Origin of the sequence: Bauldia sp., from assembly GCA_037200845.1 — a bacterium.
Classification (GTDB): domain Bacteria; phylum Pseudomonadota; class Alphaproteobacteria; order Rhizobiales; family Kaistiaceae; genus DASZQY01.
This window is the reverse complement of record JBBCGQ010000001.1, coordinates 1,636,121-1,659,044: the sequence shown is the minus strand read 5'-3', so window position 1 is coordinate 1,659,044 and position 22,924 is coordinate 1,636,121. Positions and strand designations below refer to the sequence as shown.

At 68.5% G+C, this 22,924-nt stretch carries 21 protein-coding genes; 12 read left to right on the top strand and 9 right to left on the bottom strand.

Annotated elements, in window-relative coordinates; translation table 11 throughout:
* The first annotated feature begins 81 nt into the window (after positions 1 to 81).
* On the top strand, positions 82 to 1,203 hold the full coding sequence (locus tag WDM94_08015; GenBank protein MEJ0012558.1) for a hypothetical protein: 1,122 nt from the start codon (positions 82 to 84) through the stop codon (positions 1,201 to 1,203).
* Positions 1,204 to 1,222: 19 nt separating this feature from the next.
* Entirely contained in the window at positions 1,223 to 3,277 is a 2,055-nt protein-coding gene (locus WDM94_08010; GenBank protein MEJ0012557.1) for a hypothetical protein, read from the top strand.
* A 35-nt stretch (positions 3,278 to 3,312) separates the two neighbouring features.
* On the opposite strand, the gene aspS is transcribed toward WDM94_08010, so the two are convergent.
* A complete protein-coding gene (gene aspS, locus WDM94_08005) occupies positions 3,313 to 5,106 on the bottom strand; it encodes an aspartate--tRNA ligase (protein MEJ0012556.1) in 1,794 nt (597 codons plus the stop codon).
* 240 nt (positions 5,107 to 5,346) lie between these two features.
* Here aspS and rnd point away from each other — a divergent pair, with 240 nt between their 5' ends.
* Complete coding sequence (rnd, locus tag WDM94_08000) at positions 5,347 to 6,489, top strand: ribonuclease D (GenBank protein MEJ0012555.1); 1,143 nt, start codon at positions 5,347 to 5,349, stop codon at positions 6,487 to 6,489.
* Positions 6,490 to 6,494: 5 nt separating this feature from the next.
* Here the strand turns inward: rnd and WDM94_07995 are convergent, their stop codons facing one another.
* The 7 genes from WDM94_07995 to WDM94_07965 form a co-directional block, all read right to left on the bottom strand.
* Positions 6,495 to 6,785 (bottom strand): HigA family addiction module antitoxin, encoded by a 291-nt coding sequence (locus WDM94_07995; protein MEJ0012554.1) that lies wholly within the window; start codon positions 6,783 to 6,785, stop codon positions 6,495 to 6,497.
* A 17-nt stretch (positions 6,786 to 6,802) separates the two neighbouring features.
* Positions 6,803 to 7,054 (bottom strand): type II toxin-antitoxin system RelE/ParE family toxin, encoded by a 252-nt coding sequence (locus WDM94_07990; GenBank protein MEJ0012553.1) that lies wholly within the window; start codon positions 7,052 to 7,054, stop codon positions 6,803 to 6,805.
* 76 nt (positions 7,055 to 7,130) lie between these two features.
* The gene (gene ppx / locus WDM94_07985) at positions 7,131 to 8,660 is read right to left on the bottom strand and encodes an exopolyphosphatase (protein ID MEJ0012552.1); all 1,530 of its coding nucleotides are present in this window, start codon (positions 8,658 to 8,660) and stop codon (positions 7,131 to 7,133) included.
* Between the two features lie 4 nt (positions 8,661 to 8,664).
* Positions 8,665 to 10,863, bottom strand: coding sequence for an RNA degradosome polyphosphate kinase (locus WDM94_07980; protein ID MEJ0012551.1), 2,199 nt, complete (start codon positions 10,861 to 10,863; stop codon positions 8,665 to 8,667).
* A gap of 93 nt (positions 10,864 to 10,956) precedes the next feature.
* Entirely contained in the window at positions 10,957 to 11,610 is a 654-nt protein-coding gene (locus tag WDM94_07975; protein ID MEJ0012550.1) for a hypothetical protein, read from the bottom strand.
* Between the two features lie 62 nt (positions 11,611 to 11,672).
* On the bottom strand, positions 11,673 to 12,752 hold the full coding sequence (locus tag WDM94_07970; protein ID MEJ0012549.1) for an AI-2E family transporter: 1,080 nt from the start codon (positions 12,750 to 12,752) through the stop codon (positions 11,673 to 11,675).
* A complete protein-coding gene (locus WDM94_07965; GenBank protein MEJ0012548.1) occupies positions 12,749 to 13,333 on the bottom strand; it encodes a CDP-alcohol phosphatidyltransferase family protein in 585 nt (194 codons plus the stop codon). Before WDM94_07965 ends, WDM94_07970 begins: the two co-directional genes overlap by 4 nt.
* Positions 13,334 to 14,527: 1,194 nt before the next feature.
* On the opposite strand from WDM94_07965, the gene purM reads away from it, so the two are divergent.
* From purM to WDM94_07940, 5 genes are all read left to right on the top strand, one after another.
* The gene (purM, locus tag WDM94_07960; GenBank protein MEJ0012547.1) at positions 14,528 to 15,613 is read left to right on the top strand and encodes a phosphoribosylformylglycinamidine cyclo-ligase; all 1,086 of its coding nucleotides are present in this window, start codon (positions 14,528 to 14,530) and stop codon (positions 15,611 to 15,613) included.
* Complete coding sequence (gene purN / locus WDM94_07955; protein MEJ0012546.1) at positions 15,613 to 16,182, top strand: phosphoribosylglycinamide formyltransferase; 570 nt, start codon at positions 15,613 to 15,615, stop codon at positions 16,180 to 16,182. Before purM ends, purN begins: the two co-directional genes overlap by 1 nt.
* A gap of 163 nt (positions 16,183 to 16,345) precedes the next feature.
* Positions 16,346 to 17,194, top strand: a complete 849-nt coding sequence (rlmJ, locus tag WDM94_07950) for a 23S rRNA (adenine(2030)-N(6))-methyltransferase RlmJ (protein ID MEJ0012545.1) — start codon at positions 16,346 to 16,348, stop codon at positions 17,192 to 17,194.
* 68 nt (positions 17,195 to 17,262) lie between these two features.
* Positions 17,263 to 17,694, top strand: coding sequence for a hypothetical protein (locus WDM94_07945; GenBank protein ID MEJ0012544.1), 432 nt, complete (start codon positions 17,263 to 17,265; stop codon positions 17,692 to 17,694).
* Entirely contained in the window at positions 17,673 to 18,314 is a 642-nt protein-coding gene (locus tag WDM94_07940) for a ribonuclease T2 (protein ID MEJ0012543.1), read from the top strand. Before WDM94_07945 ends, WDM94_07940 begins: the two co-directional genes overlap by 22 nt.
* A gap of 68 nt (positions 18,315 to 18,382) precedes the next feature.
* Here the strand turns inward: WDM94_07940 and WDM94_07935 are convergent, their stop codons facing one another.
* Positions 18,383 to 18,985: an outer membrane protein gene (locus WDM94_07935; GenBank protein ID MEJ0012542.1), complete on the bottom strand. Its 603-nt coding sequence runs from the start codon at positions 18,983 to 18,985 to the stop codon at positions 18,383 to 18,385.
* Between the two features lie 274 nt (positions 18,986 to 19,259).
* Here WDM94_07935 and WDM94_07930 point away from each other — a divergent pair, with 274 nt between their 5' ends.
* From WDM94_07930 to moaD, 4 genes are read left to right on the top strand one after another with little or no spacing between them, the layout of a single operon-like run.
* Positions 19,260 to 19,994, top strand: a complete 735-nt coding sequence (locus WDM94_07930; GenBank protein ID MEJ0012541.1) for an SDR family oxidoreductase — start codon at positions 19,260 to 19,262, stop codon at positions 19,992 to 19,994.
* Positions 19,995 to 20,045: 51 nt separating this feature from the next.
* Positions 20,046 to 21,962, top strand: a complete 1,917-nt coding sequence (gene uvrC / locus WDM94_07925; GenBank protein MEJ0012540.1) for an excinuclease ABC subunit UvrC — start codon at positions 20,046 to 20,048, stop codon at positions 21,960 to 21,962.
* 54 nt (positions 21,963 to 22,016) lie between these two features.
* Positions 22,017 to 22,676, top strand: coding sequence for a CDP-diacylglycerol--glycerol-3-phosphate 3-phosphatidyltransferase (gene pgsA, locus WDM94_07920; GenBank protein ID MEJ0012539.1), 660 nt, complete (start codon positions 22,017 to 22,019; stop codon positions 22,674 to 22,676).
* Positions 22,673 to 22,924: a molybdopterin converting factor subunit 1 gene (moaD, locus tag WDM94_07915; GenBank protein ID MEJ0012538.1), complete on the top strand. Its 252-nt coding sequence runs from the start codon at positions 22,673 to 22,675 to the stop codon at positions 22,922 to 22,924. The genes pgsA and moaD overlap by 4 nt, the downstream gene beginning before the upstream one ends.

Here is a 22,924-nt window from a genome sequence, read left to right as displayed (position 1 = left end):
CGCCTTGTCCTTGCCTTGAAGTGCGGTCAATATCCACAGGGCGTGAGGCGTGGGAGCCGAGGCATCCCTTTGAGATTCAAGATGAAATCGACCGTGGCCGTTTGCGGCCTATTGCTTCTTGCGGCCGTGAGCGCGGAAGCCGCGCCGGCGCCCGATGCGGTCGCCTCGCTGCTCGCAGCCGCCGTCGCCGCGACCGGCGAGGCGACGCTGACCTACGACGGCGCCACCGCCAGCGGCGACACCATCACGCTCGCCAACGTCAAGGTCGCGACGCCGCGCGGCAGCACGGCGACCGTCCCGGCGCTGGTCATCAGCGGCGCCGCGGAGCGGACCGGCGGCGGCTTCACCGCCACCCATATCGCGTTCGACAACGGCAGCGCGATCAGCCGCGGCGACACCACGACGTGGACCACGGCCGCGGTCGACGACGTCGTCGTGCCCTCGGCCGATGAGGTGAAGGCGCGCGCGCATGTGCGGCCGTTCGCCAAGGCCACGGTCGGCGGCGTCGCGGTCAGCGGCGGCGATTTCGCGGCGCCGATCGCGGTCGCCTCGTTCACCGTCGACGTCGGCCCGATCGCCGACGGCACGCCGACCAACATCCTGTTCAAGGCGGACGGCGTGAAGCTGCCGACCGCGCTCATCGCCAATTCCATGGCCGGCGCCATCGTCACCATGCTCGACTACGACACGGTCGATGCAAGCATCGCGATGGACAGCGCCTACGACACGAAAGCCGACACGGTCACGGTGAACGTCCTGTCGATCGATGCCGCCAATGTCGGCAAGCTGACCTTCACCGGCAAGGCGAGCGGCCTGTCGGTCAAGGGGCTGACCGACCCGGCGAAATCCAAGGAGGCGCGCGCCGCGGCGAAGCTCGATGCGCTCAGCGTGCGGCTCGACAACGCCGGCATCGTCGAGCGCATCCTCGACATGCAGGCGAAGCTGCTCGGCGGCACGCGCGACGACGTGCGCGAGCAGCTCGTCGATGGCGCCCTGCCCTTCGCGCTGTCGTTCGTGAAGAATGTCGCGTTCCGCGACCAGTTCCAGAAGGCGGTCGAGGTCTTCCTCAAGGACCCGCGTTCGCTGACGATCACGTTCGCGCCGGCGCAGCCGGTGCCGCTCGGCGAGGCCATGCGGACGGCCGGCCACGCGCCGACGACGCTGCCCGACCTGCTGTCGCCGTCGGTCGAGGCCAACAACTAGACGGGAAGGCCGGAGCGGAATGCGGCTGGTCAGGATCTGCGCGGCACTGCTCGCGCTGGCTGCCGGCGCGGTGCCGGCGCACGCGGCCGAGCCGGTCGAGGATGCGCTGGTCGCCTGGATCGACGGCATCGACGCCTCGCCCGACTGGCGCGCCAGCTACGGCAGCCTGACCACCGATCCGGTCACCGGCCGCGCCACGCTTAGCGGGCTAAGCATCGCGGCGGAGAAGCCGGGGTTTGCCCTCACCGCGACGCGCGTGACCGTCGATGGCTACACGCCGACGAACGACGGCACGTTCGCGGCGCGCGAGATCGACATCGACGGCGGCCAGCTCGACGCCGGCGTCTACTCGATACGCCTCGACCACGCGGCGATCGAGGCGCCGGCGCTGCCGATCGCCACCGGCTTCGTCTGGGACGATGCGCAACCCTTCGCCTCGGCGGTGCGCGCCTTCGCGCCGCTGCTGCATGCCAGCGCCAACGGCGTCACTGCCGGTACGGTCAACGTCGTCGAGACGATCGGCACCGTCGCGACGTGGAGCACTTACGGCGGCGTCAAGCTCGAGGGACTGCGCGACGGCAAGATCGCGGCGCTCAGCGCGCAGTCGCTGCGCACGGATTCGCCGGGCGTCGACCCGGCCGGGCCGCCGGCCGCGATCCCGCCGCTGGTGTCGATGACCGCGACCGGCGCCGAGACCCGCAACATCGATCTCGACGCGATGTTCGCCGTCTACGACCCGGCGCGGTATGCCGGCGGGGTCGGCGACGGCGTGTGGCGCACGGCCGTCGGCAGCACGGCCTATCGCGACGTCGCGCTCGACATCGGCAACAAGAGCATCGCGGTGACCATCGCCGGCGTCGCGCTCAACACCTTCAGCATGCGGCAGCCGAAGGGCAAGCCGCCGCCCGACTTCGGCGCCGTTCCGCCGGCGTCGGACGCATCGCCACTCAGCCTTATCGTCGACCGCCTCGCCGGCATCGCACCGTTCGGCGTCGGCAGCCTTACGCTGTCGGATCTCGATATCGCGCTGTCCAAAAGCGACAAGCTGCATCTCGGCAAGCTCACGCTCGTCCAGGCTTCGATCGACGCGATCGGCGCGTTTTCGATCGAGGACGCGGAGAGCGGCCTCAGCGGCCAGGGCACCGTCAAGATCGGCAAGCTGGCGTTCGGCGGGCTGACCGTGCCGCCGCTCGCCACGATCTCGGCCGCCATGACGGCGATGCAGAACGGCACCAACATCGACTACAGCGCGCTCGTCCCGCCGATCGGATACGTCGAGCTCGGCGGCATCGACGTGAGCGGCGTGCCGGCGCTGCCGCCGGTGCAGCTCGGCCGCTTTCGCGCCGACGTCGGCAACTACATCGACCATGTGCCGACCTCAGTGTCGGCGTCGCTCGCCGGCGCCGACGTGCCGGCATCGCTCATCCCCGACGCGCGCGCGCAGCAGTTGCTCGCCAGGTACGGCTACGACCGTGTCGTGATCGACGGCGGCGGCAAGCTCGACTGGGCGGCGAACGGCGACGTCACGGTGCGCGACTTCAGCCTCGGGATGAAGGGCGTCGGCACGGTGTCCGGCGAGGCCGATCTCGCCGCCCCGCCGCCGACCGACATGCAGCACATGGCGGCGGTGGCGAAGGCGCCGGAGACCGTGTCGCTGAAGGGCGGCACGGTGTCGTTCAAGGACGATTCGCTGGTCGACAAGGCGATCACGACGCAGGCGACGACGCTGCACCTCGACCCGGTGAAGTTTCGCGAGCAGTTCGCCAAGGGGCTGCCGTTCATGCTGATGCTGCTCGGCAACAAGGACATGCAGGCGCAGCTTTCGGGCGTGCTGCAGACGTTCATCCGCACGCCGGGCACGATCACGGCGCGCGCCGCGCCCGACCAGCCGATGACGATAGCGGCGCTTGTTGAGGCGGCTAAGACGGCGCCGTTCTCGCTGTTCGACCTGCTCAACGTAAGCGTCAGCGGCGTCGCCGGACCGGCGCCTGCGGCTCCTACTACTCCGCCCCCGGCGCCTGTGTCGGTTCCTGCTCCCGCGAATGACATTCGCGGTACTACGCCGGCGAACTAAACCTCGATGTCATCGCGGCATGACGGCGGGGGACGCTACTTCGGCAGATCCAGCCGGATATGCAGCTCGCGCAACTGCTTCGGCGTCACCTCGGACGGAGCCTGCATCATCAGGTCCTCCGCCTTCTGGTTCATCGGGAAGAGCGTCACCTCGCGGAGGTTCTCCTCGCCGCAGAGGAGCATGACGATGCGGTCGATGCCGGGCGCGATGCCGCCGTGGGGCGGCGCGCCGTAGGTCAGCGCGCGCAGCATGCCGCCGAACTTCGATTCCAGCACGTCCGAGCCGTAGCCGGCGATGGCGAAGGCCTTGCGCATGATTTCCGGGATGTGATTGCGGATGGCGCCCGACGACAGCTCGATGCCGTTGCAGACGATGTCGTACTGGATCGCCTTGATGGCGAGGATGGTGTCCTTGTCGGCCGGGTCGAGCGCCAGGAATTTTTCGTGCTCGATGTTGGGCATGGAGAACGGGTTGTGGGAGAAGTCGATCTTCTTCTCCTCCTCGCTCCACTCGTACATCGGGAAATCGACGATCCAGCAGAACGCGAACTGGTCCTCGTCGACCAGCTTGAGTTCGGTGCCGATGCGCGTGCGGGCGAGACCGGCGAACGCGGTGAATTTTTCGGGCCGTCCGGCGACGAAGAAGACGGCGTCGCCGACCTTGAGGCCGAGCTGCGCGCGGATGGCGTCGGTGCGCTCCGGGCCGATGTTCTTGGCGACCGGACCCGCCCCGCCCTCCTCGCCTTCGCGGAAGAAGATGTAGCCGAGGCCCGGCTGGCCCTCGCCCTGCGCCCACGAATTCATGCGGTCGCAGAAGGCGCGGTTGCCGCCGGTCGGCGCCGGGATCGCCCACACCTCGACCTTCGGGTCGGCGGCGATCTGGCCGGCGAACACCTTGAAGCCGGAGTCGCGGAAATGATCGGTGACGTTCTGCATCTCGATCGGGTTGCGCAGGTCCGGCTTGTCGTTGCCGTACTTGCGGAGCGAGTCGGCGTAGGGGATGCGCGGGAACTTCGGCGTGACGCGGCGGCCGTTGCCGAACTCGACGAAGAGATCTCGGAGCACCGGCTCGACCGCCTGGAACACATCCTCCTGCTCGACGAAGCTCATCTCGATGTCGAGCTGGTAGAACTCGCCGGGCGAGCGGTCGGCACGCGCGTCCTCGTCGCGGAAGCACGGCGCGATCTGGAAGTAGCGGTCGAAGCCCGCGATCATGGTGAGCTGCTTGAACTGCTGCGGCGCCTGCGGCAGGGCGTAGAACTTGCCGGGATGCAGGCGCGACGGCACGAGGAAGTCGCGCGCGCCTTCCGGCGAGGACGCCGTCAGGATCGGCGTCTGGAACTCGAAGAAGCCGGCGCCGGTCATGCGTCGACGGATCGACGAGATGATCTCGGCGCGCTTCAGGATGTTGCGGTGCAGCTTGTCGCGGCGCAGGTCGAGGAACCGGTACTTGAGCCGCGTCTCCTCCGGATATTCCGCGTCGCCGAACACCGGCAGCGGCAGTTCGGCCGCGGCCGACAGCACCTCGATGCCGGCGGCGAAGACTTCGACCGCGCCCGTCGGCAGGTCGGCGTTATCGGTTCCCGCCGGGCGGGTGCGCACCTTGCCGTCGACGCGGATCACCCACTCGGAGCGCACCGTCTCGGCGACCTTGAAGGCCGGGCTGTCCGGATCGGCGACCACCTGGGTCAGGCCGTAGTGGTCGCGGAGGTCGATGAACAGCAGGCCGCCGTGGTCGCGGACGCGGTGCACCCAGCCGGACAGGCGGACGGTCTCGCCGACGTCGGCAGCGCGGAGCGCCCCGCATGTGTGGCTTCGGTAACGGTGCATCGCAGAACCTATGGAAATGGCCAAATCCGGCCCGGGAATCCGCCGTTTCGGGCGGCGCGAAAAGCGCACGGGCGCATGGCATTGTCAAGGATCGCCTAGGCGCGAAGGCTAACGCCGGCAGCGTGGCAAATCGGCAACAGCCAACGCCGGACGCTTGGTCGCACAGCCCAAAATTTCGGCCTCCCGCGCGTCCGCTGATAGCGACAACGCCGGACTCGCGGGCTATGTAGGGGCATGACCCTGATCACCACGACCGCCGAACTTGCGGCCGCCTGCAAGCGGATGGCGCGGTTCGAAGCGGTCACCGTCGACACCGAATTCATGCGGGAAACGACCTACTGGCCGAAGCTTTGCGTCGTCCAGTTGGCGAGCCCCGAGGAGGCCGTCATCGTCGATGCGATGTCGCCCGACATCGAGCTCGATTCATTCTTCAAGTTGATGAAGAACGAGAAAGTCATCAAAGTCTTTCATGCTGCCCGACAGGACATCGAAATCGTCTACCACCTCGGCGGCCTGATCCCGCACCCGGTGTTCGACACCCAGGTGGCGGCGATGGTGTGCGGCTTCGGCGATTCGATTTCGTACGACCAGTTGGTCCAGCGCCTTACGGGCGAGAAGATCGACAAATCCTCCCGCTTCACCGACTGGAGCCGCCGGCCGCTGTCGGAGCGGCAAACGGAATATGCGCTGGCCGATGTGACGCACCTTCGCGACGTCTACGCGGCGCTCTCGCAGAGGCTCGACGAGCAGCAGCGGACGGACTGGGTGCGCGAGGAGATGGAGGTGCTGACCTCCCCCGACACCTACCAGATGGAGCCGGAGCTGGCGTGGAAGCGGCTGAAGCTGCGGGTGCGCAAGCCGTCGGAGCTTGCCGTGCTGCAGGCGATCGCCGCCTGGCGCGAGCGCGAGGCGCAGGCGCGCGACGTGCCGCGCGGGCGCGTGCTCAAGGACGACGCCATCTACGAGATCGCGGCGCAGCAGCCAACGACATCGCAGGCGCTCGGGCAGCTCCGCACCATCCCGCGCGGCTTCGAGCGTTCGCGCTCGGCCGAGGACATCATCAACACGGTGAAGAAGGCGCTCGACATCCCGAAGGATCAGCTCCCCAAGGTGCCGAAGCATCGTCCGCCGATGAACGGCAACGCGGCGGCGGTCGATCTGCTCAAGGTGCTGCTCAAGATGATCAGCGAGAGCCACGGCGTCGCCTCCAAGATCATCGCCACGGTCGACGACCTCGAGGCGATCGCCAGCGACGACGGCGCCGAGGTGCCGGCGATGGTCGGCTGGCGGCGCGAGCTGTTCGGCGAGACCGCACTGAAGCTGAAGCGCGGCGAGATCGCGCTGGCCGTCAACCAGAACCACGTCGTGGCGATCGAGAAGTAGGCGCGTCAGGCGGCTTTAGGGCGTACCACGCGGCGCACCTTGATCGCCCCCGCGCGACGCGTAACTTCCGCCAGGTCGTACGCGAGTTGCATGCGCAACCAAACTTCGGTGCTGCCTCCGAACGCCTTCGACAACCGCACCGCCATCTCCGGTGAAATGCCGCTGCGTGCATTCACGAGATTGTTCAACGCCTGCCGACTGACGCCGAGAACTTTCGCGCCTTCTGTCACGGTCAAGCCGAGCGGCTCGAGGCAATCGACACGCACATGCAAGCCAGGGTGCGGCGGGTTCTTCATCGGCACGGTTCTGGTCCTCAATGATAGTCGACGAGGTCAACGTCGAAGGCATTTCCATTCTCAAAGCGAAAAATTACGCGCCAGTTGCGGCTGACCGTGATGGCCCAGAATCCGGAGAGGTCGCCGCGCAGCGCATGCAATCCAAAACCAGGCGCATCGCAGTCTTCCGCCACTGTCGCCGCATCGACGCGGGCTAAAATACGTTCCACCTTGTCGACGAAGGCCGCTTGTATCCGGCTGCGGTCGCCGCGCTCGTAAAGCCGTTTCAAGCCCGATGACGGAACGTCTCGATCATCGGCCTCTATGATAAGCGACGCTTGTCTATTGTCAACTATCGCGGATCGATCAGCTCACCGCGATCGACGCTTCGAGGCCGGCGATCTTCGCCAGTTGCCCCAGCCGCCGCAGCACCCGGGCGCCGCCGAGCGGGGCGAGGTCGGCCGGCAGGATCAGCGTCAGGCTCTTGCCTTTCGCCTCCAGGCGCGTGCGCTGGACGATGTCGGGCATGGCGCCGGAAATGAGATGGGCGACGCGCAGCGTGGCGCCCAGCGCGCGGGCGCGTTCCATCAGGCGGGTCGAGGCCAGCTCGCGGATGCGCGGCGACAGTTGCTCGTCGATCAGGCCTTCGTGGCGATAGAAATTGGCGAGCGCCAGATAGGCGCGGCCGGGATGGTCGATGCCGATGAAGGCGGCGTGGGCGATGAGGTTCAGGCTCTGCTCGCCGCGATATTCGGGATGGGCGCGCCAGTGGATGTCGGCGAGCAGGCAGGCGGCACGGCGGAGCCGCGCCTCCTCGGCGGTCTCGTCGATGCCGATCGCCTTGAACGCCATTTCCGACCACGGCCCCAGTTCGGCGACATGGCGCGGCGAGCGCGAGCGCAGATACGCGAGTTCCTCGCAGGCGACGATCAGCGGATCCTTCGCCTTCTCCTTGGCATCGAGCAGGTCGTAGAGCAGGCCCTCGCGCACGCCGAGCGCCGACATGACGATCGACGACGGGCGCATCTTCTCGATCACCTGCTCCAGCACCGCGGCGCCGTAAGGCAAGAGCGCGCGGCGGCTGCGCGAGACGACCTCGATCGAGTCGATGGAATCAATGTCGCGCTTGGCGACCATGCGGCAGAAGTCGGCGGCCTCGTCGGGCGCGATGGCGTAGTGGTGCATCACGTGCAGCGGGTAGCCCTTCTGGCGCATGTGCAGCCGCGCCAGCGAGCGCCACGTGCCGCCGATGGCGTAGAACGGGCGCTTGGCGCCCTTGGCCAGAACCTTGGAGCCGGCGAGCGCCTCGGCGGCGAGCTTCTCGGCCCTCTTCAGCGATTTTTCCGAGGCTTCCTCCAGCCTGAGGCCGCCCAGCGGGAAGGTCTCGCCCTCGCCGATCCTGGTGCCGCTGATGTCGACGACCTCGAGGCTGCCGCCGCCGAGATCGCCGGCGATTCCGTCGGGCTTGTGGAAGCCGGAGAGGATGCCCATCGCCGACAGGCGGGCCTCCTCGACGCCGGTGAGGATAGCGACCTTGACCTTGGCGATGGCCTCGACCGAGGCGATGAACTCGGAGCCGTTAAAGGCTTCGCGCACGGCGGCGGTGGCGAGGACATGCAGCGAGGCGACGCGCATCTGCTCGGTCAGCGCGACGAAGCGGCGGATGGCGGTCAGCGCCGCGGCGATGGCTTCCGGATCGAGGCGGCCGCGCGTGGCGACGCCGCGGGCAAGGCCGCACAGTTCCTTCTCGTTGAACAGGGGCGTGGCCGAGCGGCCGAGGTGCTCGTAGACGACGAGACGGACGGAGTTCGAGCCGATGTCGACGATGGCGACCGGGCCGCCGTTGGTGATGCGGCCCGGTGCGTCCTCTACCGGGGAAGCGGGAGGCTTCGCCAACCGCTCACGCCTCCTTGGCGCGCCGCCTGAGCGGCTTCGGCGAATTGGTCTTCAGCGACTTGCCGCGGCCGGAGAGGCTTGGGTTGGTCATGAAGTATTCGTGCGCATTGAACGGCGTCTCGCCCTTGCCGGGCTTTATGCGCTCGGACGAGCCGTCGGGCAGCTCGCGCCAGCTCTGCTGGTTATCGGTCAGGTTCGCCACCATGATCTGGTCCAGCACCTGCTCGTGCACCGTCGGGTTCAGGATCGGGACCAGCGCTTCGACTCGCCGGTCGAGGTTACGCGGCATCATATCGGCCGAGCCGATATAGACCAGCGACTGATCCGACGGCAGGCCGTAGCCGTTGCCGAAGCAGAAGATGCGGGCGTGCTCGAGGAAGCGGCCGACGATCGACTTGACGCGGATGCGCTCGGACAGGCCGGGAATGCCGGGCCGGAGGCAGCAGATGCCGCGCACGACCAGCTCGATATCGACGCCGGACTGGCTGGCGTCGTAGAGCGCGTCGATGATCTGCGCGTCGACCAGCGCGTTGAGCTTCAGCCAGATGGCGCCCGGGCGGCCGGCGCGGACGTGGGCGACCTCGCCGGCGATCAGCTCCAACATGCGCTTGCGCACGGTCAGCGGCGACACCGCCATGCGCTCCAGCATGACCGGCTCGGAGTAGCCGGTGATGTAGTTGAAGATCGCGCCGACGTCACGGCCGATGGCCGGATCGGCGGAGAAGAACGACAGGTCGGTGTAGATGCGCGCCGTCTGCGGATGATAGTTGCCGGTGCCGGTGTGGACGTAGGTGGCGAGCTGCCCGGCCTCGCGGCGCACGACCAGCGACAGCTTGGCGTGCGTCTTCAGTTCGATGAAGCCGTAGACGACCTGGACGCCGGCGCGCTCGAGGTCGCGCGCCCACTTGATGTTGGCGGCCTCGTCGAAGCGGGCCTTGAGCTCGACGACGGCGGTCACCGTCTTGCCGGCCTCGGCCGCCTCGGCGAGGGCACGCACGATCGGCGAGTCGTTGGAGGTGCGGTAGAGCGTCTGCTTGATGGCGACGACGTCCGGGTCCGACGCCGCCTGGCGCAGGAACTGCACGACGACGTCGAACGACTCGTACGGGTGGTGGACGACGATGTCCTTCTCGCGGATGGCGGCAAAGCAGTCGCCGCTGTGGTCGCGGATGCGCTCCGGGAAACGGGCCGTGTAGGCCTGGAACTTCAGCGCCGGGCGGTCGATGCCGGCAATCTGCGACAGGTCGTTCAGCGCCAGCACGCCGTTGACCAGGAAGATTTCGTCGCCCGATACGGCGAGCGCCTCGGCTACCAGCGCGCGCAGACTCTCCGGCATCGCGGCCTCGATCTCGAGGCGGATGACGGAGCCGCGGCGGCGGCGCTTCAGCGCGCTCTCGAAGAAGCGCACCAGATCTTCGGCTTCTTCCTCGACCTCGATGTCCGAGTCGCGGATGACGCGGAAGGCGCCCATGCCCTCGACGTTGTAGCCGGGGAAAAGGCGGGCGACGAACAGCGTCACCGCCTGATCGATCGAGATGAAGCGATCGCGGACGGCGTCGGTCGACGGCAGGCGGATGAAACGGTCGAGCGTGCCCGGCATGCGCAGCAGCGCCGTCATGCGCTGGCCGTTGGTCTTGCGCGTCAACTGCAGCGCGACGGTCAGGCCGAGGTTCGGGATGAACGGAAACGGGTGCGCCGGATCGATGGCGAGCGGCGTCAGCACCGGGAAGATCGAGTCGAGGAAGTGATGCTCGAGCCAGTCGCGCTCGGCGTCGTCGAGGTCCTTCGCGTCCAGCAGCATGACGCCGGCGGCGCTCAGCTCGGTGCGCAGCGACGCCCAGACCACCTGCTGGTCGCTGGCCAGCGCCGACACGGCGTTGCCGATGCTCGACAACTGCTCGGAAAGCGACTGGCCGTCGTCCGACACCATGGCGATGCCGAGGCGCTGCTGCCCTTTCAGGCCGGCGACGCGCACCATGAAAAATTCGTCGAGGTTGTTCGCCGAGATCGACAGGAAGCGCAGGCGCTCCAGCGCCGGGTGGCGCTGGTTGGTCGCCTCCTCGAGGACGCGGCGGTTGAAGTGCAGCCACGACAGTTCGCGGTTGATGAAGCGATCCGGCCGCTGGCGGAGGCGGGCGGAGGCCCCGCCCTCGCTGGCGGCGGTCGCGCTCTCGGCGGCGATAGGTGTGGTCTTCTGATCCATGACGATGGGTCTCAGATGGCGATCGATTGGCGGAAAACATAGCCCTAAACGCGAAATATGACGATTTCGCCAAGGCTGGAGGTTTACCGGGGGTTAGTCGTCGTCCACATCCTCCGGCCTCCGGTCGAAGACGCGGGCGAGTGCGGCGGCGGCAATGCGGCGGGTGACCGGGGCGCCGGCGGCGAGGGCGTCGTGGTCGATGGCGTCGACCAGCGCGTTCGCCGCCTGCAGCGAGCGCTCCATGCGCACCGCGATGTAATCCACCACCGCGGCGTCCACGGCGAGCTGGCGGTCGGCGAACAGCTTTACCAGCACGCGGCGGAGCAGGTCGTCGTCCGGCTCGCCGAGTTCCACCGGGCGCGCGGCGCGCAGCCGCGAGGCGAGATCGGCCAATGCCAGCGGCAAGGCCGTCGCCCAGACGCGGCTGGTCAGCAGCACCGGCGCCTTCCGCTCGGTCGCCAGATTGAGAAGATGGAACAGCGCCGCCTCGTCGATCGGACCGGCGTGCAGGTCCTCGACCGCGACCGCGCCGGAGGCGACCAGCGGCGCCACCGCGGCGTCGGTCAGGTCGGCGGCGGCGACCATCTCGCCGCCGCTCGCCTCGCGCCAGATCTCGACGATGTGGCTTTTGCCCGAGCCGACGGGGCCGGCGAGCAGCACCACCGGCGCCGGCCATTCCGGCCAGCGGTCGACCAGGTCGATCGCCCGCGCGTTTGCCGCACCGACGAGAAAATCAGCGCGCGTCATGGCGGCGCGGTGCGGCAAACTTAGCGGCAGTTGACGCGCCGCGGGCGGACGACGCTCCCCCATCACACGCCCGTCGATCCGTCGCCGCCGCGATAGAGCGGGCTTGCGCGATAGCGCTCGATGCCGAAGCGCAGCAGCACGCCGACCGCGGCCGCCGCGGGGATGGCGACCAGCAGGCCGACGAAACCGAACAGCAGGCCGAACGCGAACAGCGCGAAGATCAGCCACACCGGGTGCAGCCCGACGTTGCGGCCGATGAGGCGCGGCTGGAGGATGTAGCCCTCGAGCAACTGGCCGACGAGGAAGACGCCGACGGTCGCCGCAAGCCACGGCCAGCTCGGCCAGAACTGCACCAGCGCTATGGTGATCGACGTGACGAAGCCGACGGTAAAACCGAGATACGGGATGAAGCTCAGGATGCCCGAGGCGAGACCGATGAGCAGGCCGTAGTTGAGGCCGATGAGGACGAGGCCGGCGGCGTAGAAGATGCCGAGCAGGAAGCCGACGAGAAGCTGGCCGCGGACGAAGGCGGCGACCTTGCGGTCGATCTCGCGGGCGAGGCTGCGGATTTCCTCGGCGTGATCGAGCGGCAGCAGGCGGTCGACACGGGCGACGATCACGTCCCAGTCGCGCAGCAGATAGAACGCAACGAACGGCGTCACCAGCAGCAGCGAAAACAGATCGACCAGCGCGCGCCCGCCGGTCCACACCGAACCGATCAGCGCGGTGGCGACATCGACGCCGCGGCTCATGAAGCTGGCGATCGAGGCGCGGATGCTGTCGGCGTCGATGCCGAGGAACTTGCCCCACTCGCTGTCCAGCGCCGAGCCGAACATTTCCTGCAGCCGCGTGATGTAGCTCGGCAGGCGCTGGAGGAAATCGATGGTCTGGTTGAGCAGCAGCGGCACGAGCAGCACCAGCACCGCGACGAAGGCGACGACGAGCGCCGCGAGGATCAGCGACGTGGCGCCGACACGGTTGAAGCCGTGCCGCTCCAGCCAGTCGGCGGCCGGGTCGAGCGCGTAGGCGATCGCGGCGCCGGCGACGAAGGGCAGCAGGATCTGGCGGAACACCGCCAGCATCAGCAGCAACGCGACGAGCCCGCTGATCCAGAAGACGAGGGTCTGCTGGCGACGCGTCACGCCGCCGTCTCGCCGTCGCGACCGCCGCCGGGCGGCGAGGATGCCGCCTCGCCCGCCCCCATGTGGCGCACCCACTCGACGAGGTAGACGGCGCCGGAGGCGACGGTGAGGACCGCGACCAGATAGATCAGCGTCCAGGTCACCCAGGGCAGATCGATCGAGAAGGCAAGATTCCCGAGCACGAACGCCGCCAGCAGAATCTGCAGGACCGTATTTACCTTGGACAGGCGCAGCGGCTGAACCGAACTCGGCTCGCCCAACACCCACGACAGCACGACCGCGCCGACGATCAGCACGTCGCGCGACACGATCAGGATGGTGAGCCACGCCGGGATCGCGGCAACGACGGCCAGCGTCACGTAGATCGAGACCAGCATGGTCTTGTCGGCGATCGGGTCGAGGTAGGTGCCGAGCTCGGAGCGCAGGTCGAACTGGCGCGCGATGAAGCCATCGACGGCATCGCTGACGCCGGCCACGACCAGCACGGCGAACGCCGCCAGCGGCTGGCTGGCGACGATGAACCAGATGATCAGCGGCACCAGAAGGAGCCGCGCAATGGTGATAAGATTGGGAAGCGTCACGCCGCCGGTCTCCTGATCGTCCCGCCCGAAAGCCCGCCGCCGGGCACGGCCGATCCCGCGAACCCTAGAAATGGCACTCCCGGGCACGGAAGCCAAGCGCCGCGCGGGCCGTCTGGCTTTCGCGCTTCAACGGCAACGGCGCGCCCCACCCACCATGCTTCGCTTGGTCCCCCCCCGGAGCGGGGAGGGATTGGAGTATGCCGACGCGAACTCCGCTTATCCCTCCCCTCCCGCAACAGGAGGGATCGGCGCATGCCGACGCGAACGCCGCTTATCCCTCCCCGTTCCGGGGAGGGGGGACCGCGCGCAAGCGCGGTGGGTGGGGAACCGCCCTCAATTGCGGAGCCAAAGCGAAGCGGAGGTTCAGTCGCCGTCAGCCCCCCCCTCCGCTTCCCCCCGCGAAGGCGGGGGCGCAGGAGCCAGTCTGGCGCGCCGCCGGAGACATCCTCCAGACCTGGATCCCCGCCTGCGCGGGGAAAGCGGAGTTTGGTTAGGGAGCGCTGGACCCCGGCTTTCGCCGGCGTGACCACCGAGGCCCGGTCGCCGTCGGCCCAACTCTCTCCGTTTCCCCCGCGAAGGCGGGGGCGCAGGAGCCAGTCTGGCGCGCCGCCGGAGACATCCTCCAGACCTGGATCCCCGCCTGCGCGGGGGAAAGCGGAGTTTGGTTCGGCAGCGCTGGACCCCGGCTTTCGCCGGGGTGACGACCCGAGGCCCGGTCGCCGTCGGCCCAACTCTCTCCGCTTCCCCCGCGAAGGCGGGGGCCCAGGAGCCCGTTCGGCGCGCCGCCGGAGACATCCTCCAGACCTGGATCCCCGCCTTCGCGGGGAAAGCGGAGTTTGGTTCGGCAGCGCTGGACCCCGGCTTTCGCCGGAGTGACGACCCGAGGCCCGGTCGCCGTCGGCCCCCGCCTTCCCTCGCGAAGGCGGGGGCCCAGGAGCCCGTTCGGCGCGCCGCCGGAGACATCCTCCAGACCTGGCTCCCCGCCTTCGCGGGGAAAGCGGAGTTTGGTTCGGCAGCGCTGGACCCCGGCTTTCGCCGGGGTAACGACCTGAGGCCCGGTCGGCGTCGGTCGACCGTTGCGCCTCCCCCTGAAGCGTGGGCAACCCCATGGCCGGCCTTGCATTCGCCGCCGCCTTGTCGCTCATATGCCGGCACGCGCGGCAACCCCGAATCCCATTGAGAGAGGCACGCGGAATGGCCCAAGAGGCGCGCCGTCCCCTTCGCCCCGTGGCCTATGCCGATTCGGGCGTCAACATCGACGCCGGCAACGCGCTGGTCGAGCTGATCAAGCCGATGGTGCGCTCCACCCGCCGGCCCGGCGCCGACGCCGAGCTGGGCGGCTTCGGCGGGCTGTTCGACCTCAAGGCCGCCGGCTACCGCGACCCGGTGCTGGTCGCCGCCACCGACGGCGTCGGCACCAAGCTGCGCGTCGCCATCGACACCGGCATCCTCGACACGGTCGGCATCGACCTGGTCGCGATGTCGGTCAACGATCTCGTCGTCCAGGGCGCCGAGCCGCTCATCTTCCTCGATTATTTCGCAACCGGCCGGCTGGAGCCGGCGACGGGCGCGCGCATCGTTGCCGGCGTCGCCGAGGGCTGCCGGCAGGCCGGCTGCGCCCTCATCGGCGGCGAGACGGCCGAGATGCCGGGCATCTACGCCGGCAAGGATTTCGACCTCGCCGGCTTCGCCGTCGGCGCAGTCGAACGCGACGGTGTGCTGCCGCGGCCCAACGTCGTGCCCGGCGACGTTGTGCTGGGGCTCGCCTCGTCGGGCGTGCACTCCAATGGCTTCTCGCTGGTGCGCAAGCTGGTCGCCGACAGCGGCCTCAGCTACGAGGACCCGGCGCCCTTCGACAACGCGCGCCCGCTTGGCGCCGCGCTGCTCACGGCGACGCGCATCTACGTCAAGCCGATGCTCGCCGCGATCCGCGCCACCGGCGCGGTGAAGGCGATGGCGCACATCACCGGCGGCGGCATCACGGAGAACGTGCCGCGCGTGCTGCCCGCCGAGATGGCGGCGCGGATCGACCTCGCCGCCCTGCCCGTCCCGCCCGTCTTCCGCTGGCTCGCCGGGCTCGGCGATATCGCCGAAGCCGAGATGCTGCGCACATTCAACTGCGGCGTCGGCATGGCGGTGGTCGTCGCGGCCGACAAGGCCGAGGCTGTCGCGGCGAGTCTGCGAGCCTCCGGCGAGACCGTGGTCGCGATCGGCCGCATCGAGCCGCGCAAGGACGCCGCGGTGGCATACGACGGCGCGCTCGATCTCGGATCGCGCTGATGGCGCGGAAGCGCGTCGGCGTCCTGATCTCCGGCCGCGGTTCCAACATGGCGGCGCTGATCGACGCGGCGGCGAGGCCGGACTACCCGGCCGAGATCGCGCTCGTCGTCTCCAACAAAGCCGAAGCCCTCGGCCTGACGGTGGCGCGCGCCGCCGGCGTTCCGACCGCCGTGGTCGAGGCGACAAACCGCGCCGCGATGGAGGCCGCGATCACCCGCCACCTCGAGGTCGCCGATGTCGAGATCGTGGCACTCGCCGGCTTCATGCGCATCCTGTCGGCGGAGTTCGTGCGCCGCTGGAACCACCGGCTGATCAACATTCATCCGTCGCTGCTGCCGGCCTACCCCGGCATCAACACGCACGCCCGCGCGCTCGCCGACGGCGCAACCCGCCACGGCTGCACCGTGCATTTCGTCACTGCGGAAGTCGACGAGGGCCCGGTCATCGCGCAGGCCGAGGTGCCGGTGCTGGCCGGCGACACGCCGGAGATGCTGGCGGCGCGGGTGCTGGTCGAGGAACACAAACTATATCCCCGCGCGCTGGCGATGGTGGCGGCGCGGGCGGGATAGCTCCTCCTCTCACTGTCATCCCCGCGCAGGCGGGGATCCTGTAGTCATCGGCCGCGATCCTCTTGGATCGGCGGCGAATACTGGGTCCCCGCCTTCGCGAGGACGACAATCGGTATGACCCGCCAGCCTTGCATCGTCCTCCGACAGGTGGCAGGACGCGGCCATGAACTACCGCCACGCCTTCCACGCCGGAAACTTTGCCGACGTGGTGAAGCACGCGACGCTGGCGCTGCTGATCGAGCGGCTGAAGGCGAAGGACACCGCGTTCCGCGTCATCGACACGCACGCCGGCGTCGGCATGTACGACCTCGCCGCCGATGAGGCGACGCGCACGGGCGAGTGGCGTGCGGGCATCGAGCGCGTCTGGTCGGCGACGCGCGCTGCCGAACTCGATGCGTTGCTGGCGCCCTATCTCGCGGCGGTCGCAGCCGCCAACAACGACGACCCCCTCGCCCGCTATCCGGGCTCGCCGTGGATCGCGCGGCATCTGTTCCGCAAGCAGGACCGGCTGACTGCGGTCGAGCTGCATCCGGAAGACGCCGCCGCGCTCGAGGCGCTGTTCGCCGGCGACGTGCAGGTGCGCACGATCGCGCTCGACGGCTGGCTGGCGCTCGGCGCCTTCGTGCCGCCCAAGGAGCGGCGCGGGCTGGTGCTGGTCGATCCGCCGTTCGAGGAGCGCGACGATTTCCGCACGATGTTCGACACCTTCGTCGCCGCCCACCGCAAATGGCCGACCGGCATCTATGCCCTCTGGTATCCGGTGAAGGACCTCGCCGCGGTCGATCGCCTGCGCGTCGATCTCGCCAAGAGCGGCATCCGGCGGCTTCTGCGCGCGGAGCTCACAGTGCGCGACCGCGCCAGCCCGGGCACCTTCAACGGCACCGGCCTGATCATCTGCAACCCGCCGTGGCAGTTCGCCAAGACGCTCGGCGCGCTGCTCCGCGGCCTTACCCCGATCCTGGCGCAGGAACCCGGCGCCGACTGGCAGGTTGACCAGATCGCCGGCGAGTAGCCTCGCCTTGACCGGTTCAGAGCCGGGGCGCATTCTGCTAAGTGGTTCGAATCTAAGGGAGACAGCCCATGCGACGCATCCTGACCAGCCTGCTGTTCGTTGCGTCCCTCGCCGGCACCGCCTCCGCCGCCGACTATTCGACCGGCACCGCCTACCACGGCTGGCATCCCGTCCCCGCCTGCGACTCGTTCAGCGTCACCTGGAAGATCAGCGAGAAATTCGCCTACCAGGACGCGCGCCTGATCCACTCCGGCCTGTCGATCTCGCAGCTCGACGGCATCCACGAAAAGGGCACCGGCGACGTCTGGCAGAGCCGGATCACCCGGCGCTACTGCGGCGCCACGGCGTGGCTGTCGAACGGCAAGAAGGCCGAGGTGGTGTACGTCATCGAGGGTCCGCACCTGTCGGCCTTCTCGAAGGGCTGGCACGTTGAATCGTGCGTCGCGGGCTTCGATCCGTTCCACGTCTACGACGCCAATTGCCGCTCCATCCGCTACTAGCGGCGCTCGCCTGCGCGGCGCTGATCGCGTTCGCGGCGCCCGCCGCGGCTGACGGGCGCGCCGGCGATTTCGATCTCTACGTGCTGTCGCTGTCGTGGACGCCGGCGGCCTGCGCCAGCGGCAAGGCGGACGACGTCGAGTGCGCCAGGCCGCACGCGTTCCTGGTGCACGGCTTCTGGCCCGAGTACGAGCACGGCTACCCCGACTTCTGCGCCACGAGCGAGCCGCGCTTCGTCGATGGCGCGATCCTCAAGGGCGTCGCCGACGTCATGCCGAGCCAGGGCTTAGCCGGCTACGAATGGCGCAGGCATGGCGTCTGCGCCGGCCTCAGCGCCGCCGATTATTTCGGCCTGCTCGGCAAGGCGGCGCGGAAGGTCGCGACGCCGCAGCTTCTCCAGCGGGGCAACGTCCCTGGCCGCACTACACCGGCCAAGATCGAGGCGGCGTTCGTCTCGGCCAATCCCGGCTTGTCGGCGTCCGCCATGGCCGTGCGCTGCGCCGGCAACGAGCTCACCGAGGTGCGCATCTGCTTCACCAAGGATCTGGCGTTCCGCCCGTGCGCCGAGGTCGACGCCGACGCCTGCCGCGCCTCGTCGATCGCGGTAACGCCGATCCCATGAACGACAATACCCCGCCGCGGTGCCGCGACGGGGTATCGGGAAGTCGTCCGATCAGGACGTCAGTAAGCTCAGAACTTGAAGCCGATGCCGACGAGGATGTCGTTCGACGTGTAGTTCACGCCGGTCGACGGGAATTGGCCGAGATCGGTGTGACGATATTCGACGCGGCCGGTGACCTTGTCGGTCAGGGCCATCTCGACGCCGGCGCCTGCGGTCCAGCCGACCTTGGTCGTCGACTCGCTCGGGGCAGTGGAGCCGAGGTTGCCGACAGCCAAACCGCCGGTGCCGTAGATCATGAAGCGATCGACGGCGTACCCGAGGCGGCCGCGAACGGTGCCGTTGAAGTTGTTTGTGATCGTGGTCGTGCCGTTGCTGCCGCTCTTGTTGGCGAACAATGCATCGGCCTCGAGACCGACGACCAGGTTCTGGTTGGTCTGCAGGTTGTAGCCAAGATAGCCGCCGCCGGTCCAACCGCTGTTGGCCGCGGTGCCGCCACCCCAGCCGTAGCCGCCGACGAGGCCGGCGTACGGCCCGGTCCACGTATAGGCAGGCGCCGGCGAGTAGACGGCAGCGGGCGGCGGGACGTAGTTCGGCAAGTCGGCGGCAGACGCGCCGGCGACGGTCGCCAGCGTTGCCCCGGCGCTCACCAGAAGAGTACGGAAATTCAACATCACTTTTCTCCTCGTATCCGGTTCACCGAAAGTGAGCTCGCCCTTGAACGAATTCCGTCCGGTTTCCGGGTGTATGGTGGGGGAGCATTGCGGCGTAACAGTTAACAAAATGCGGCGGCGGACAGGCAAAGCCGTGACCATTCATGGCCGCGCACGGGCGCAGAAAATGGCATCCATGCCTTTGATATCCTTAATCAAACTGCAACGACCCCGTTTTGCTTTCCGTCGTTTGTCCCCTGATGGGACAGCGACTCCTGTTAAACGCGGTTAACCGATGGTTAGTTCCGCGCCTGTGGCGTTAGTCACCGGCGGCGCGCGCCGGGTCGGCCGCGCCATCGTCGAGGATCTCGCCGCCAACGGATGGGCGGTCGCGATCCACCACAACCAGTCGGCGGACGAGGCGAAGGCGGTCGCCGACGCGATCGTGGCGCGCGGCGGCAAGGCGGCGCTGGTCGCCGGCGACCTCGCCGATCCGGGCTGCCACACCGAGATGGTCACCGATGCCGCCAAGGCGCTGGGCACCGTCACGCTGCTGGTCAACAACGCCTCGATCTTCGAGAAGGACACGGTCGGCAGCCTCGACCGCGCGATGTTCGACCGGCACTTCGCGGTCAACCTTGCCGCGCCGGTGTTCCTCGCTGAGGCCTTCGCGGCACAATTGCCGACGGCCGCCGAAGGCAACATCGTCAACCTGCTCGACCAGCGCATCTGGCGGCCGACGCCGGCGTTCTTCTCCTACCAGCTCACCAAATCGGCGCTGTGGGTGGCGACCGAGACGCTGGCGCTGGCGCTCGCCCCGCGCATCCGCGTCAACGGCATCGCGCCCGGGCCGGTGCTGCAGAGCGCCCAGTCGACGCCGGAAAAATTTGCGCAACTGGTCGCCTCGCTGCCGCTGCAACGCGCCCCGGACATCGGCGATTTCGGCCGCACCATCCGCTACATCGTGGCGAACCGGTCGATCACCGGCCAGGTCATCGCGCTCGACGGCGGCCAGCACCTGGAGGCGTGAGCCTGCTGCCGGAATCTTGCCGCAGCCGGGCTACGGTCGCATATATCGCGCATGACTGATCTGCCCCCCGAATCCGAGGCTTCCGGCCGCCCGACACTGGTCGGCGTCGAGGTCATCGCGGACGCCGTGAAGCGGCTGCCGAACGGCCCGGGCGTCTACCGCATGATCGACGCCAAGGGCACGGTGCTCTACGTCGGCAAGGCGCGGAATCTCAAGAAACGCGTCGCCAATTACACGCGCGCCGCCCAGTCGGGCCGCATCTATCGCGCCATCAGCGCGACGGCGTCGATGGAGTTCGTCTCGACGCGCACCGAGACCGAGGCACTGCTGCTCGAGGCGAACCTGATCAAGCGGTTCCGCCCGCGCTACAACGTGCTGCTGCGCGACGACAAGTCGTTCCCCTACATCCTGATCACCGGCGACCACCCTGCCCCGCAGATCGCCAAGCATCGCGGCGCTCGCACCCGCAAGGGCAACTACTTTGGCCCGTTCGCCTCGGCCGGCGCGGTGGCGCGCACCATCAACGCGCTGGAGCGCGCGTTCCTGCTCCGCTCGTGCTCCGACGCCGTCTTCGAAAGCCGGACGCGCCCATGCCTGCTGCACCAGATAAAGCGGTGCTCGGCGCCGTGCACCGGCGAGATTTCGCTGGAGGCGTACGGCCACCTGGTGCAGGAGGCGAACGACTTCCTTTCCGGCAAGAGCCAGGCGGTGCGCGGGGAGATCCAGCGCGACATGCAGGCGGCGTCCGACAAGCTCGATTTCGAGGCGGCGGCACGCTACCGCGACCGCCTCGCCTCGCTGTCCAATGTCGCGACGCACCAGGGGATCAATCCCCAGACGGTCGAGGAGGCCGACGTCTTCGCCATCCACCAGCAAAGCGGGCAGAGCTGCATCGAGGTGTTCTTCTTCCGCACCGGCCAGAACTGGGGCAACCGAGCCTATTTCCCGCGCGCCGACAAGGCGTTCGAGGCAACCGAGGTGCTGGGCGCGTTCCTGACGCAGTTCTACGACGACAAGCCGGCGCCGAAGCTGATCCTCCTGTCGCACGAGATCGAGGAACGGGCGCTGCTCGAGGAGGCGCTGTCGGAGCGCATGGGCCGCCGCGTGCAGGTCAACGTGCCGGAGCGCGGCGAGAAGCGCGATCTGGTGCAGCACGCCCTCGACAACGCGCGCGATGCGCTCGGGCGCCAGTTGGCCGAGTCCTCGACGCAGTTGACGCTGTCGGCCGGGCTCGCCGAACGCTTCGGCCTCGCGGAGCCGCCGCGGCGGATCGAGGTATACGACAACAGCCACATCATGGGCACCAACGCGGTCGGCGCCATGATCGTCTCGGGGCCGGAAGGCTTCGTCAAAAACCAGTACCGCAAATTCAACATCCGCTCGGCCGACCTCACGCCCGGCGACGACTACGGCATGATGCGCGAGGTGCTCGGCCGCCGGTTCTCGCGGCTGGTGCGCGAGAACCCGCGCGACCCGACCACCGTGACGCCGACCGACGACGAGGCGATCGGCCCTTGGCCCGACCTCGTGCTGATCGACGGCGGGCGCGGGCAGCTCGCGGCGGTGACCGAGACGCTGGCCGAGCTCGGCGTCAACGACGTGCCGCTGATCGGCGTCGCCAAGGGACCGGACCGCGATGCCGGGCGCGAGACGTTCTACATGGCCGGCCGCGAGCCGTTCATGCTGCCGCCGCGCGATCCGGTGCTCTATTTCGTCCAACGGTTAAGGGACGAGGCGCATCGATTTGCCGTCGGCTCCCACCGCATCCGGCGGAAATCCGACATCGCGCGCAATCCGCTGGACGAGATCGCCGGCATCGGCCCGACGCGCAAACGCGCGCTTCTCAGCCATTTCGGCACGGCCAAGGCGGTCAGCCGGGCCGATATCGCCGACCTTCGCGCCGTCCCCGGCATCTCGGACGAAATGGCACGGGCAATCCACGGGCACTTTCACGAGAATGCAGAATAGCTTGGCTAGGCGTAGGGTCGCCTCGCGCCGGTCGTGAGGGTAAGGTAGGCGCCCATGGACGATAGCCAGTCGTACACTACACCCGCTCCCGGCTTCCGGCAGTCCGCCCGGTCGCTGGCGCTATCGCTGCCAAATCTCCTGACCTATGCGCGCGTCCTGGCGGTGCCGGCGCTCGTCGTCTGCTTCTATCTCGAAAACAACGCCAGCCGCTGGTTCTCGTTCGCGGTATTCATCGCGGCCAGCGTCTCGGATTTCTTCGACGGCTACCTCGCCCGCGCCTGGCATCAGCAATCGGCCATCGGCCGCATGCTCGACCCGATCGCCGACAAGCTGCTGGTCGCGACCGCGCTGATGCTGCTGGTCGGCGACGGCACCATCGGCTCGTGGTCGATGATCGCCGCGCTGGTCATCCTCATCCGCGAGATCTCGGTCTCCGGCCTGCGCGAATTTCTCGCCGGCCTGAAGAATGTGCGCGTGCCGGTGACGCGGCTCGCCAAGTACAAGACCACGATGCAGATGGTGGCGATCGGCTTCCTGCTCATCGGTCCGGCCGGGGACCGCATCGCGCGCTATTATTTCGGCGACCTCGGCCTGTTCACCTATGTCGGCCTGCTGCTGCTCTGGGTATCGGCCCTGATCACGGTCTACACCGGCTACGATTATTTCCGCGCCGGCGTCCGTCACCTGATGGAAGACGAGGAGCAGACGCCGTGAAGCTCATCTACTTCGCGTGGGTGCGCGAGCGCATCGGCCTGAAGGACGAGGAAGTTTCGCTGCCCGCCGAGGTGACCACCGCCGGCGATCTGCTCGCCTGGCTCAAGCAGCGCGGGCCGGAGTACGAGCACGCGCTGTCGGAGCCGCGCGCCATCCGCGTCGCTATCGACCGCGTGCACGGCGGGCCGGAGACGCCGCTTGCCGGGGCGCGCGAGGTCGCGCTGTTCCCGCCGATGACCGGCGGGTAG